The 12,982-nt window shown below is 69.1% G+C and carries 11 protein-coding genes; all 11 read left to right on the forward strand.

Features of this window, described 5'->3' with window-relative positions; genetic code table 11:
- Nucleotides 1–59 precede the first annotated feature (59 nt).
- Entirely contained in the window at nt 60–584 is a 525-nt protein-coding gene (locus PSH03_RS15880; RefSeq protein WP_210781577.1) for a hypothetical protein, read from the forward strand.
- Between the two features lie 73 nt (nt 585–657).
- The gene (locus PSH03_RS15885) at nt 658–1,500 is read left to right on the forward strand and encodes a DUF4097 family beta strand repeat-containing protein (protein ID WP_210781575.1); all 843 of its coding nucleotides are present in this window, start codon (nt 658–660) and stop codon (nt 1,498–1,500) included.
- Nucleotides 1,501–1,533: 33 nt separating this feature from the next.
- Complete coding sequence (locus PSH03_RS15890) at nt 1,534–2,511, forward strand: ATP-binding cassette domain-containing protein (protein ID WP_238689587.1); 978 nt, start codon at nt 1,534–1,536, stop codon at nt 2,509–2,511.
- Nucleotides 2,508–3,296, forward strand: a complete 789-nt coding sequence (locus PSH03_RS15895) for an ABC transporter permease (protein ID WP_210781571.1) — start codon at nt 2,508–2,510, stop codon at nt 3,294–3,296. The genes PSH03_RS15890 and PSH03_RS15895 overlap by 4 nt, the downstream gene beginning before the upstream one ends.
- Before the next feature lie 639 nt (nt 3,297–3,935).
- A complete protein-coding gene (araB, locus tag PSH03_RS15900) occupies nt 3,936–5,618 on the forward strand; it encodes a ribulokinase (RefSeq protein ID WP_210781569.1) in 1,683 nt (560 codons plus the stop codon).
- Complete coding sequence (locus PSH03_RS15905) at nt 5,615–6,307, forward strand: L-ribulose-5-phosphate 4-epimerase (RefSeq protein ID WP_210781567.1); 693 nt, start codon at nt 5,615–5,617, stop codon at nt 6,305–6,307. The genes araB and PSH03_RS15905 overlap by 4 nt, the downstream gene beginning before the upstream one ends.
- Nucleotides 6,308–6,436: 129 nt before the next feature.
- Nucleotides 6,437–7,441 carry an ABC transporter substrate-binding protein gene (locus tag PSH03_RS15910; protein ID WP_238689588.1) on the forward strand — a complete coding sequence of 335 codons (1,005 nt, stop codon included), beginning with the start codon at nt 6,437–6,439 and terminating at the stop codon, nt 7,439–7,441.
- A 189-nt stretch (nt 7,442–7,630) separates the two neighbouring features.
- Nucleotides 7,631–9,172 carry a sugar ABC transporter ATP-binding protein gene (locus PSH03_RS15915; RefSeq protein ID WP_210781564.1) on the forward strand — a complete coding sequence of 514 codons (1,542 nt, stop codon included), beginning with the start codon at nt 7,631–7,633 and terminating at the stop codon, nt 9,170–9,172.
- A complete protein-coding gene (locus tag PSH03_RS15920) occupies nt 9,169–10,239 on the forward strand; it encodes an ABC transporter permease (RefSeq protein WP_210781562.1) in 1,071 nt (356 codons plus the stop codon). Before PSH03_RS15915 ends, PSH03_RS15920 begins: the two co-directional genes overlap by 4 nt.
- Entirely contained in the window at nt 10,236–11,225 is a 990-nt protein-coding gene (gene yjfF, locus PSH03_RS15925; protein WP_210781560.1) for a galactofuranose ABC transporter, permease protein YjfF, read from the forward strand. The genes PSH03_RS15920 and yjfF overlap by 4 nt, the downstream gene beginning before the upstream one ends.
- Before the next feature lie 26 nt (nt 11,226–11,251).
- Nucleotides 11,252–12,754, forward strand: a complete 1,503-nt coding sequence (gene araA, locus PSH03_RS15930; RefSeq protein ID WP_238689589.1) for an L-arabinose isomerase — start codon at nt 11,252–11,254, stop codon at nt 12,752–12,754.
- Nucleotides 12,755–12,982: the final 228 nt, after the last annotated feature.

Below are 12,982 nucleotides of genomic sequence, written 5' to 3' on the forward strand. Positions count from 1 at the left end.
GGCACCTTCTTGAGCCATTACTGTTGCACTCTGAGCCAAAGTGGTGCCATGATGGCGTCATGGAGCTGAGGTCATACGTCGAGAACCTGCGTAACGAGTTCGCCGTGGCCGCGGAGGGCGTGGACCCGGAGGCCCGGGCGCTGGCCGAACGACTCTTCGCGCAGTTGGAGGCGGCCACCCGTCTCACGCTGCTCGAAGCGCTGTCCGACGCGGCCGACGAGATCACCCGCGACCTCGCACCGGGATCGGTGCACGTCCGGTTGCGCGGGCGCGAGCCCGACTTCGTGGTGACGCCGGCCAGCCCGCCGGCCGAGGTGGCGACCGAGCCCAGTGGCCCGCCACCGCTGGCGGTGCCGGTGTCCGCCCCCGACGGTGACGAGGGCGGCACCTCGCGGATCAACCTGCGGCTCCCCGACCACCTGAAGGCCAGCGTCGAGGACGCCGCCGGCCGCGCCGGGCTCTCGGTCAACGCCTGGCTGGTGCGCGCCGTCGCCGGTGCCATCGGGGCGGGCGACACCCAGCGTCGTCCACCCCGCCGGGTTGAGCCGACCTCCGGCCAGCACTTCACCGGCTGGGCCCGCTAACTCCCCGTACCCCTTCCACCACCACGCCGCTGACCAGCGGCGACCTCCGCCGACCACAGTTCGGGAGACCACCATGCCTGTTTTCGAGACGCCAGAACCGATTTCCGTCCAGATCGAGCTGCCGATCGGCGATGCCTGGATCGCCGCGAGCGACCGCACCGACACTGTGGTGACAGTGCGGCCCCGCGACCCGTCGAGCAAGGCCGACGTGAGCGCCGCCGAACAGAGCACCGTCGAGTTCGCCGCCGGGCGACTGGTGATCCGGGTGCCGAAGAGCTGGCGCCGCTACGGGTTCGGCCCCGGGCCGTCGGTCGACGTCCAGATCGAGGTGCCGACCGGGTCACGGGTGTACGCCGAGGCGGCCTGGGCGGCGTTCCGCTGCGAGGGTCGGCTCGGCGAGTGTCGGATCAAGACCGGCAGCGGCATCCGTCTCGACGAGACCGGGCCGTTGGAGATCGACAGCAGCCACGGCGAGGTCGCGGTCGAGCGTGTGCTGGGCTCCGCCCGGGTGAAGGCATCGTCCGGCAAGGTGCGCATCGGTGCGGTCGACGGCACCGCCGAGATCAAGAACTCGTCCGGCGACTGCTGGATCGGCCGCAGCGGTGGCGACGTCCGGATCAACACGGCCTACGGCGACATCACAGTGGACGCCTCGCAGGCATCGGTGACGGCGCGCACCGCCTACGGCAACCTCCGGCTGGGTGAGGTCACCCGCGGCGCGGTCGACGCACAGACCTCCTTCGGCGCGATCGAGGTCGGCATCCGTCGCGGGACCGCCGCCTGGCTCGACGTCAGTTCCAAGCACGGCCGCGTGCACAACGCGTTGGAGTCGACCGACAGCCCGGCGCAGACCGACGAGACGGTCGAGGTCCGGGCGAACACCTCCTACGGCGACATCATGATCCGCCGCGCCTGACCCACCGCCCCGCCGACCACAAATGAGGAGACCATGACCAGCTCCATGAACCCCGCGATCGTCGCCACCGACCTGCGCAAGTCCTACGGCGACAAGGTCGTGCTGAACGGCATCGACCTGATGATCACCGAGGGCACCATCTTCGCGTTGCTCGGTCCGAACGGCGCCGGCAAGACCACCACAGTGCAGATCCTCTCCACCCTGATCGACGCCGACGGCGGTAACGCCCGCGTCTTCGGCCACGACCTGACCCGGGAACCCGACGCGGTACGCGCGCTGATCGGCGTCACCGGTCAGTTCTCCGCCGTCGACAACCTGCTCACCGGTCGGGAGAACCTGACCCTGATGGCCGACCTGTGCCACCTGGACAGGGCCGCCGGTCGACGGCGGATCGCCGACCTGCTCGACCAGTTCGACCTGACCGACGCGGCGGGCAAGCCGGTGTCCACGTACTCCGGCGGCATGCGCCGCCGGCTCGACCTCGCGATGACCCTGGTCGGCGAGCCCCGCGTCATCTTCCTCGACGAGCCGACCACCGGCCTGGACCCCCGCAGCCGCCGGGCCATGTGGCACATCATCCGCGCACTCGCCGCCGAGGGCGTGACCATCCTGCTCACCACGCAGTACCTGGAGGAGGCCGACCAGCTCGCCGACCGGGTGGCGTTCCTCGACCACGGCCGGCTGATCGCCGAGGGCACGCCGCGCGAGCTCAAGCGACTCATCCCGGGCGGCCACGTCGTGTTGCAGTTCGCCGACCAGGAGGGTCTCGACTCGGCGGCCCGGACGTTCGAGACCGCCACCCGGGACGACGCGGCGCTCACCCTCCAGGTGCCGAGTGACGGCGGGGTCGGGTCGCTGCGATCCCTGCTCGACCAGCTCGACCGCGCCTCGATCAGCGTGGCGGGGCTCTCCGTGCACACCCCCGACCTCGACGACGTCTTCCTCACCCTCACCGGTCAGCCCGACACCCGGGCCGGCCGACCCGACCACGAAAGGGCTCCCGCGCGATGAGCACCCTCTCCCTCGCCGTCCGCGACTCGAGCACCATGCTGCGGCGCAACCTGCTGCACATGCGGCGGTACCCGTCGATGACGTTCCTGCTCATCGGCATCCCGATCATCATCCTGCTGCTCTTCGTCTACGTCTTCGGCGGCACGCTCGGCGCCGGTCTCGGCCCGTCCGGCGACCGCTCCCAGTACGCCAACTACGTCACCCCCGGCATCCTGCTCATCACCGTGGTCAGCGCCGCGCAGGGCACCGCCATCTCGGTCGCGATGGACATGACCGAGGGGATCATCGCCCGGTTCCGCACGATGTCGATCTTCCGGCCGTCGGTACTGACGGGTCACGTACTGGGCAGCCTGGTCCAGACCATGCTCAGCCTCGTGGCCGTCATCCTCGTGGCGCTGCTGGTCGGGTTCCGACCCAACGCCAACGCGGTCGAGTGGCTCGCGGCGATCGGCGTCCTCGCCATGATCACCTTCGCGCTGACCTGGCTGTCCGTCGCCCTCGGTCTGGTCAGTGACAGTGTCGAGACGGCCAGCAACCTGCCCATGCCGCTGATCCTCCTGCCGTTCCTCGGCAGCGGGTTCGTCCCCACCGACTCCATGCCGACCGCCGTGCGGTTGTTCGCGGACTACCAGCCCTTCACGCCCGTCATGGAGACCCTTCGCGGCCTGCTCCTGGGTACCGGGATCGGCGCCAACGGGATCATCGCGGTCGTCTGGTGCGCCGTCATCACAGTGGGCTGCTTCCTGTGGGCCAAGGCCCTGTACAACCGCAACCGGACGGCCTGATCCGTACGGCGTGCTCGGTCCCACCAACGCGACGGAGAGCCGGCGGCTCGGCCCACAGGGGTCGGGCCGCCGGCTCGTGGCGTCGTGCGACCGGCGGCGTGAGGTGCGTGCTCGGGCGGCCGGTCGGCGGCGTGAGGTGCGTGATCGGGCGGGCGGGACGACCGGGCGGCGTGGGTTCTTCGAGACGTTGAATGTTATCGATAACACCGGGTCGTCGTCCGGCTTCGCGCCGGGTGGGCGGCGCTCCGGAGCGCTCAGCCATGAGCCCGCATGGCCGTCGATGGCTGTCGGGCGGATCCGAGCACGCGACCGCGACGCCCCGGGAATGTTATCGCTGCCATCATCGCCGGGGGAACAAGTGGTCGCTATCGGACCGCCATGCCCCGATGTGCGGCGCACTGGACCTGTCGCGCCGCCTGTTGACGCGTCTCCGGACGGCAGTCGTGCCGGACGCGGGCCCCATTCGTCGGATGGCTGCCGCAGTTAAGGGCGGAATCTTGGGGTTTGCACCGGTCCGCTATCTACCCTCCCGAGTCGGTCCGCCTTCCGCGTTCCGTTACGGAGCTGTTGCGGGTAGATGTCTTGACGAGCCTGGATGTGAGCGTTAACACTATCCCCGTTAACGGTGGAGGTGAACACATGAACCGTGTGGACGGAGCTGACGACCGCTACGTCGTCGGTGTCGACTACGGCACCCTGTCCGGGCGAGCTCTGGTGGTCCGTGTCGGCGATGGTGCCGAGTTGGGGACCGCGGTGCACGAGTACGGCGATGGCGTGATCAGCGCGGCGCTTCCGGGGGGTCGGACCCTGCCCCCGGACTGGGCCCTGCAGAACCCGCAGGACTACCGCGACGTGCTGCGGTACGCCGTCCCGGCGGCGGTGTCCGCCGCGGGGGTGGACCCGGCGGCGGTGGTCGGCATCGGCATCGACTTCACCGCCTGCACCGTGCTGCCGACGCTCGCCGACGGCACCCCGCTGTGCGAGACACCCGAGCTGCGCGACCGACCGCACGCCTGGGTCAAGCTGTGGAAGCACCACGCCGCGCAGCCGCACGCCGACCGGATCAACGCGCTGGCCCATGAGCGGGCCGAGCCGTGGATCGGCCGGTACGGCGGCAAGATCTCCGCCGAGTGGCAGTACGCCAAGGGCCTGCAGATCCTGGAGGAGGACCCGGAGGTCTACGACCGGGCCGAGCGCTTCATCGAGGCGGCCGACTGGATCGTCTGGCAGCTCTGCGGCACCGAGACCCGCAACGTGTGCACGGCCGGCTACAAGGGCATTCTGCAGGACGGTCACTACCCCTCCGAGGGCTTCCTGACCGCGCTCAACCCCAACTTCGGCGACTTCGTGGCGAAGCTGGACGGCCCGCTGCTGCCCCTCGGGGCCCGGGCCGGCGCGCTCACCGCCCAGGCCGCCGCCTGGACCGGCCTGCCGGCGGGGATCGCGGTGGCCGTCGGCAACGTCGACGCGCACGTCACCGCGGCATCCGCGCAGGCGGTGCAGCCCGGTCGGCTGGTCGCCATCATGGGCACCTCGACCTGCCACGTCGTCAACGGCGCGGAGGTCGCCGAGGTGGCCGGCATGTGCGGTGTGGTGGACGGCGGCATCAGCCCCGGCGCGTGGGGTTACGAGGCCGGGCAGAGCGGTGTCGGCGACATCTTCGGCTGGTTCGTCGAGCACGCCGCTCCGGCCGGCGTCGACTCGCACGAGCGCCTCACCGAGCTGGCCGCGAGTCAGCCCGTCGGCGCGCACGGCCTGATCGCGTTGGACTGGTGGAACGGCAACCGTTCCCTGCTGGTCAACCACGACCTCAGCGGGATGATCGTCGGCATGACCCTGGCCACCCGGCCGGCGGACATCTACCGGGCCCTGCTGGAGTCCACCGCGTACGGCACCCGGATGATCATCGAGGCGTTCGTCGACGCCGGAGTCCCGGTGAACGACCTGGTGATCGCCGGTGGTCTGACCAACAACGCGCTGCTGATGCAGATATACGCCGACGTGACCAGGCGACCGCTGAACATCATCGCCTCGGCCCAGGGGCCGGCGCTGGGCTCGGCGATCCACGCCGCCGTCGCCGCCGGCGAGTTCCCCTCGATCCACGAGGCGTCGCAGGCGATGGGCCGGGTGCACGAGGCCGTCTACCGTCCGGACCCCGAGCGGGCCCGCGCCTACGACGCCCTCTACGCCGAGTACCGGGCGCTGCACGACCACTTCGGTCGTGGCGGCAACGACGTCATGCTCCGCCTGCGGGCGATCCGCAACGCGGCGGTCGAGACCGCCGCGACCACGCACGAGGTCCCGCTGGAGGTGGTGGCGTGAACGCCGAGGTGACCCGACAGGTCGGCGAGCTGCGCGAGACCGTCGCCCGCCTGCACGCCGAGCTGACCCGGTACAACCTGGTCGCCTGGACGTCCGGCAACGTCTCCGCGCGGGTCCCGGGCCAGGATCTGATGGTGATCAAGCCGAGTGGGGTGAGCTACGACGACCTCACCGCGGCCACGATGGTGGTGTGCGACCTCGACGGCGTTCTCGTCGAGGGCGACTTCGCCCCGTCCAGCGACACCGCCGCCCACGCCTACGTCTACCGGGCCATGCCCGAGGTCGGTGGGGTCGTGCACACGCACAGCTCGTACGCGACCGCCTGGGCCGCGTGTGGGGAGTCGATCCCCTGCCACCTCACGGCCCAGGCTGACGAGTTCGGTGGGGAGATCCCGATCGGCCCGTTCGCGCTGATCGGCGGTGACGACATCGGCAAGGGCATCGTCGCCACGCTCGCCGGGCACCGCTCGCCCGCGGTGCTGATGCGCAACCACGGCGTGTTCACCATCGGCCGCGACGCCCGCGCGGCGGTCAAGGCGGCGGTCATGTGCGAGGACGTGGCCCGCACCGCGCACCTGGCCCACACCCTCGGGCAGCCGGTCCCGATGGCACAGGCCGACATCGACTCGCTCTACGACCGCTACCAGAACGTCTACGGCCAACAACCAGTCGCACCGGCGGGCTCCTGACCCTGCACCGATAACCCGGGACCCGTCGGTCTGCACCACGACGCACCAGCACGCACCACCCGCGTTCGCCGCTCTTTCGCACCTCGGCGGTTGGCGCGGTTACCCACCACATCCAGCCAAGGAGATTCGATGGGAAAGATGCGAACGCATTCCGCTCCGTGGCGCGCTGCCGCGGTCCTCGCCAGCGTGCTGCTGGTCGGCGGCGTGGCGGCCTGCGGCAACAGCGACACGGGCGGCGGCGGCACCACGGACGACGGCAAGATCACGATGGGCTTCTCCCAGGTCGGTGCGGAGAGCGGGTGGCGTACCGCGAACACCACCTCGATCAAGGAGGCCGCCGCGGCGGCCGGGATCGAGCTGAAGTTCGACGACGCTCAGCAGAAGCAGGAAAACCAGATCAAGGCGATCCGCAACTACATCCAGCAGAAGGTCGACGTCATCGCCTTCTCGCCGGTGGTGGAGTCCGGTTGGGACACCGTGCTCAAGGAGGCCAAGGACGCCGACATCCCGGTCATCCTGACCGACCGCTCGGTGGACTCGGCCGACAAGTCGCTGTACAAGACCTTCCTCGGCTCGGACTTCGTCAAGGAGGGCCGGCTCGCCGGTGAGTGGCTGGTCGAGCAGAAGAAGACCGCCTCGGGCCCGGTGAACATCGTCGAGCTGCAGGGCAACACCGGTGCGGCGCCGGCGAACGATCGCAAGAAGGGCTTCGGTGAGGCGATCGCCGCCAACCCGAACCTGAAGATCATCGCTTCCCAGCCGGGTGACTTCACCCGGGCCGGCGGCAAGCAGGTCATGGAGCAGTTCCTCAAGGCCAACAAGAAGATCGACGTGTTGTTCGCGCACAACGACGACATGGGTCTGGGCGCGCTCGAGGCGATCAACGCCGCCGGCAAGGTGCCCGGCAAGGACATCACCATCATCACCGTCGACGCCGTCAAGGACGGCATGCAGGCTCTCGCCGACGGGAAGTTCAACTTCATCGCGGAGTGCAGCCCGCTGCTCGGCCCGCAGCTGATGGACCTGGCCAAGAAGGTCCACGCGGGCGAGGAGGTGCCGCCTCGGATCGAGACCGAGGAGACCACCTTCACGACCGAGCAGGCCAAGGAAGCTCTGCCCAACCGTAAGTACTGATCGACGACGGGGTCGCCGCGTTCGCGTGGCGGCCCCGCCGCGTCGCTTCCCTACCCGAAACGGACCGGGCTTGGCCCGCGACGACCTCCGAACCACGCCCGCCCGAGCGGCCCCCCAGGGACGACCGGGCGGGCGTGGCGGGAGCGTAGCGGCCCTTCCGTGTCGACAACCCAGAAGAGGTCTGATGGGATGACGGATAGCCGTCCGGTCCTGACGATGACCGGGATCAGCAAGTCCTTCCCCGGGGTGCGCGCACTCCACGACGTCAACTTCCGGCTCTTTCCCGGCGAGGTGCACGCCCTGATGGGCGAGAACGGCGCCGGCAAATCCACCCTCATCAAGGTGCTCACCGGCGTCTACGACACCGATGAGGGCGCGATCACCCTCGACGGCGAGCCAGTGTCGTTCACCGGGCCGATGCAGGCGACCGCCGCCGGTGTGAGCACCGTTTTCCAGGAAGTCAACCTCTGCACCAACCTCTCGGTGGCGGAGAACATCTTCATCGGCCGTGAGCCTCGGGTCTTCGGCGCCGTCCGCTGGGGTGAGGTCCGCCGCCGCGCCCGAGCCCTGCTGGCCCGCCTCGACCTCGACCTCGACGTCAGCGCGCCACTCGGCTCGTACTCGCTCGCGATCCAGCAGATGGTCGCCATCGCCCGCGCCATCGACATCAAGGCCCGGGTGCTGATCCTGGACGAGCCGACGTCCAGCCTCGACGCCGGCGAGGTGGCGCAGCTGTTCCGCATCATGCGGCAACTGCGCGACGAGGGCATCGCGATCCTGTTCGTGACCCACTTCCTCGACCAGGTCTACGAGATCGCCGACCGGATCACGGTGCTGCGCAACGGCGGGCTCGTCGGTGAGTACCTCACCACCGAGCTGCCCCAGCTCTCCCTGGTCGAGAAGATGATCGGCAAGGAGCTCGACGTCCTGGAGGGCATCGAGGAGCACTCCCGGCGGGACCTGGCCGCGCTGGAGGAGGGCACCCCCCTGGTGGCGGTGTCGAACTTCGGTCGGGCGGGTGCTGTCGAGCCGTTCAGCCTCACCATCCACGCCGGCGAGGTGGTGGGCCTGGCCGGCCTGCTGGGCTCGGGGCGTACCGAGGTCGCGCGGTTGCTGTTCGGCGCCGACCGGACCGACGGCGGCCAGGTCGCGATCGACGGCACGGCGAGCAGCCTGCGCACCCCCGCGCAGGCCATCGACCACGGCGTGGGCTTCTGTTCGGAGAACCGCCGGGCCGAGGGGATCGTCGCGGACCTGTCGGTCCGCGAGAACATGATCCTCGCCATGCAGGCGGCCCGCGGCTGGCTGCGGCCCATTCCGCGTCGTCGCCAGGACGAGCTGGTCGACAAGTACGTCAAGGCCCTCAACATCCGGCCCGCCGACCCGGAGGTGCCGGTACGCAACCTCTCCGGCGGTAACCAGCAGAAGGTGCTGCTGGCCCGGTGGCTGATCACCGAGCCGCGACTGCTGATCCTCGACGAGCCCACCCGGGGCATCGACATCGGGGCGAAGACCGAGATCCAGAAGCTCGTGACGCAGCTGTCCGACGGTGGCATGGCGGTGCTGTTCATCTCCGCCGAGCTGGAGGAGGTGCTGCGCCTCAGCCACAAGGTGGCCGTCATGCGGGACCGGCAGATGGTCGCGCAGCTCGCCAACGACGAGAGCCTGGACGCCGACCGCATCATGCAGACCATCGCCAGCGGATCCCACCGGGAGGAGGCAGACCGATGAACGACACCACGAGCCGCTATCGGACGATGATCGGTCACCGGCTGTTCTGGCCCGCCGCCGTGCTGTTCGTCATGCTCGCCGCGAACACGATCTACCGGCCCGGGTTCCTGTCCATCGAGCTCAAGGACGGGCACCTGTACGGCACGCCGATCGACATCCTGCGGCTGAGCGCACCGCTGATCCTCGTCGCGCTGGGCATGACCCTGGTCATCTCCACCGGCGGCATCGACCTGTCGGTGGGCTCGCTCTGCGCGATCAGCGGCGCGATCGCCTGCATGTACATCAGCAAGCAGCCCGACCAGAACAGCCTTGGCGTGGTGGTGACCGCCCTCGCCTTGGCGATGGGCGTCTCGCTGGTGCTCGGCGCCTGGAACGGAGTGCTGGTGGCCGTGATCGGGATTCAACCGATCATCGCCACCCTGATCCTGATGGTCGCCGGCCGGGGTCTCGCCCAGCTGATCACCGAGGGTCAGATCATCACCATCAACTCCGAGCCGTACCGGGCGATCGGCCTGGGCCACGCGTTGACCCTGCCGCTGGCCATCTTCATCGCGCTCGCCGCGGCCCTGCTGGTCGCCGCGTTCACCCGTCGCACCGCACTCGGCATGATCATCGAGTCGGTGGGCGGCAACGCCATGGCCAGCCGGCTCGCCGGCATCCGTTCCAGTCGGGTCATCTTCCTGGCGTACGTGATCAGCGCCGCCTGTGCCGCGGTCGCCGGTTTCATGATGACGGCCAACGTCTCCAGCGCCGACGGCAACGCCGCCGGCCTCTGGGTCGAGCTGGACGCGATCCTCGCGGTCGTCATCGGCGGTACGTCCCTCGCGGGCGGCCGGTTCTTCCTGAGTGGCACGATCATCGGCGCGCTGATCATCCAGACCCTGACCACCACCGTGTACGCCATGGACATCTCACCGCAGACCTCGCTGCTGTTCAAGGCGGTCGTCGTCATCGCCGTCTGCCTCATCCAGGCGCCGGCCTTCCGGGCCCGGTTCAGTCGACGTAGGCGTAACGTCCCGCCGCCCGCCACCATCGCCGACAAGCCGAAGGAGCAGGTGCCGGCATGACCACTGGAACGCTTACCGCCGGTCGTACCCGGTTCCGGCTGCCGAGGAAGCAGATACCGGTCCTGGCGACGCTCGCCCTGCTGCTGGTGATGTACGGCATCGGCGTCTCGCAGTACACGGCGTTCTCCAACGTCCAGGTCATCTTCAACGTCTTCATCGACAACGGCTTCCTGCTCGTCGTCGCGGTGGGCATGACCTTCGTGATCCTCACCGGTGGCATCGACCTGTCGGTCGGTTCGGTGGTCGCCATGACGGCGATGGTGTCGGCCGCTCTGCTGCAGGACGGCATGCCGGCGGCGCTGGTGCTGGTCATCGCCCTGCTCATCGGCCCGACGCTCGGCCTGTTGATGGGCTGCGTCATCCACTTCTTCGAGATCCAGCCGTTCATCGTCACGCTCGCCGGGATGTTCTTCGCCCGGGGCATGTGCACCTTCATCTCCGGCGCGTCGATCCCGATCACCGACGGGTTCTGGACCTCGATGTCGCAGGAGCGGATCGGGGACCCACGGGGCAACTTCGTGTCGATCAGCGTGCTGATCGCCTTCGTGGTGGTCGTCATCGCCGCGTACACGCTGGCCTACACCCGGTTGGGACGTAACGTGTACGCCATCGGCGGCAACCCGCAGTCGGCGCTGCTGATGGGCCTGCCGGTGGGACGGACCCGGATCGCCGTCTACACGATCAGTGGTCTGTGCTCGGCCATCGGCGGGATCCTGCTGTCCTTCTACACCCTCTCCGGCGCGCCGCTGATCGCGGTGGGGATGGAGCTGGACGTCATCGCCGCCGTCGTCATCGGTGGCACGGTGCTCACCGGCGGGGCGGGTTACGTCTTCGGCACGGTGCTCGGCGTGCTGGTTCTCGGCGTGATCCAGACTCTCATCACCTTCGACGGGAGCCTCAACTCCTGGTGGACCAAGATCGTGATTGGTGGTCTGCTCTTCGCGTTCATCCTCCTTCAGCGCCTCATCGGAATCCGTTACAAGTGACCGCCCCTCTCGCGGAAGGCAACTCCATGGCACCACACACCGAACCCGAGATCTGGTTCCTCACCGGCAGCCAAGGCATGTACGGCGAGGAGACGCTCCGCCAGGTGGCCGAGCAGTCTCGCCAGATCGCGGCGGCGCTCGACGACTCGCCGCAGATTCCCGCCCGCGTGGTCTGGAAGCCCGTCCTGACCAACAGTGGTGAGATTCTGCAGGTCTGCCGGGACGCCGCCGCTCAGGGTGCCGTCGGGGTCATCGCCTGGATGCACACGTTCTCACCGGCCAAGATGTGGATCTCCGGTCTGGACGCGTTGCAGACACCGCTGCTGCACCTGCACACCCAGGCCAACGTTCTGCTGCCGTGGAACGACATCGACATGGACTTCATGAACCTGAACCAGGCCGCCCACGGCGACCGTGAGTTCGGGTACATCCAGACGCGTCTCGGTGTGGCCCGTAAGACAGTGGCCGGGCACGTCAGCGACCCGCGGGTGACCACTCGGATCGGGGCGTGGGCCCGCGCCGCGCTGGGTTGGTCGGCGATGCGGTCGCTGCGCCTGGCCCGCTTCGGCGACAACATGCGCGACGTCGCGGTGACCGAGGGTGACAAGGTCGAGGCCGAGCTGCGGTTCGGGGTCTCGGTCAACACCTACGGCGTCAACGACCTGGTCGAGGTGGTCGGCGAGGTCACCGACGCGCAGGTGGACGACCTGGTCAAGGAGTACGAGGACACCTACCGCATCGTCGGCGAGCTGCTGCCCGGCGGCGAGCAGCACGACTCGCTGCGGTACGCCGCGCGGGTGGAGTTGGGCATGCGCGCCTTCCTGGACGCGGGCGGGTTCCGGGCCTTCACGACGAACTTCGAGGACCTCGGGGGGCTGCGTCAGCTGCCGGGCATCGCCGTGCAGCGGCTGATGGCGGACGGCTACGGCTTCGGCGGTGAGGGCGACTGGAAGACCTCGGTCCTGGTCCGCACCCTCAAGGCGATGTCGGTGGGCGTGAGCGGCGGCACGTCGTTCATGGAGGACTACACCTACGACCTCACTCCGGGCAATGAGTTGGTGCTCGGCGCCCACATGCTGGAGGTCTGCCCGACGATCGCCTCCGGCGTGCCCAACGTGGAGATCCATCCGCTGAGCATCGGTGGCCGGGAGGACCCGGTCCGGCTGGTGTTCGACGCCGCGCCCGGTCCGGCAGTGGTGCTCGGGTTGTCCGACATGGGGGAGCGTTTCCGGCTGGTGGCAAACGAGATCGACGTGGTGGCGCCGCCGCAGCCGCTGCGCCGGTTGCCGGTTGCCCGTGCCGTCTGGCGTCCGCGCCCCGACCTGCCGGTCTCGGCCGAGGCGTGGATCACCGCGGGCGCCCCGCACCACACAGTACTGTCCCAGGCGGTGGGCGTGGAGGAGCTGCACGACCTGGCGGAGATGAGCCGCACCGAGCTCGTCGTCATCGACGCCGCCACGGAGCCCCGCCGTTTCGCCGACGAGCTGCGCTGGAACCAGGCGTACTACCGGCTGGCCCGCGGCTTCTGATTCGCGCGGCCTGATCGTACGAAGAACGGGTGGTCCACCCCTGCCTGCAGGCAGGGGTGGACCACCCGTTCGCGTGTGCGCCAGCCGGGCCGCGAGGCGATTGTGTTACGCCTTGACTAACAGCATGTTATCGCTCACAGTCTATAACCAAGATGGGCGATGTCGTTGGCTGCTCCGGCCGCCCGCACGTCCTCCCCCTGAGGGTGCGTCACATGTGCACCACAACGT

The sequence above is a fragment of the Micromonospora salmantinae genome (assembly GCF_022230905.1).
GTDB classification, from domain to species: Bacteria; Actinomycetota; Actinomycetes; order Mycobacteriales; family Micromonosporaceae; genus Micromonospora; species Micromonospora salmantinae.

Coding starts and splice junctions, on each gene's coding strand:
- PSH03_RS15880 (WP_210781577.1), top strand. CDS start 60: ATGGAGCTGAGGTCATACGTCGAGAACCTGCGTAACGAGTTCGCCGTG.
- PSH03_RS15885 (WP_210781575.1), top strand. CDS start 658: ATGCCTGTTTTCGAGACGCCAGAACCGATTTCCGTCCAGATCGAGCTG.
- PSH03_RS15890 (WP_238689587.1), top strand. CDS start 1,534: ATGACCAGCTCCATGAACCCCGCGATCGTCGCCACCGACCTGCGCAAG.
- PSH03_RS15895 (WP_210781571.1), top strand. CDS start 2,508: ATGAGCACCCTCTCCCTCGCCGTCCGCGACTCGAGCACCATGCTGCGG.
- araB (WP_210781569.1), top strand. CDS start 3,936: ATGAACCGTGTGGACGGAGCTGACGACCGCTACGTCGTCGGTGTCGAC.
- PSH03_RS15910 (WP_238689588.1), top strand. CDS start 6,437: ATGGGAAAGATGCGAACGCATTCCGCTCCGTGGCGCGCTGCCGCGGTC.
- PSH03_RS15915 (WP_210781564.1), top strand. CDS start 7,631: ATGACGGATAGCCGTCCGGTCCTGACGATGACCGGGATCAGCAAGTCC.
- PSH03_RS15920 (WP_210781562.1), top strand. CDS start 9,169: ATGAACGACACCACGAGCCGCTATCGGACGATGATCGGTCACCGGCTG.
- yjfF (WP_210781560.1), top strand. CDS start 10,236: ATGACCACTGGAACGCTTACCGCCGGTCGTACCCGGTTCCGGCTGCCG.
- araA (WP_238689589.1), top strand. CDS start 11,252: ATGGCACCACACACCGAACCCGAGATCTGGTTCCTCACCGGCAGCCAA.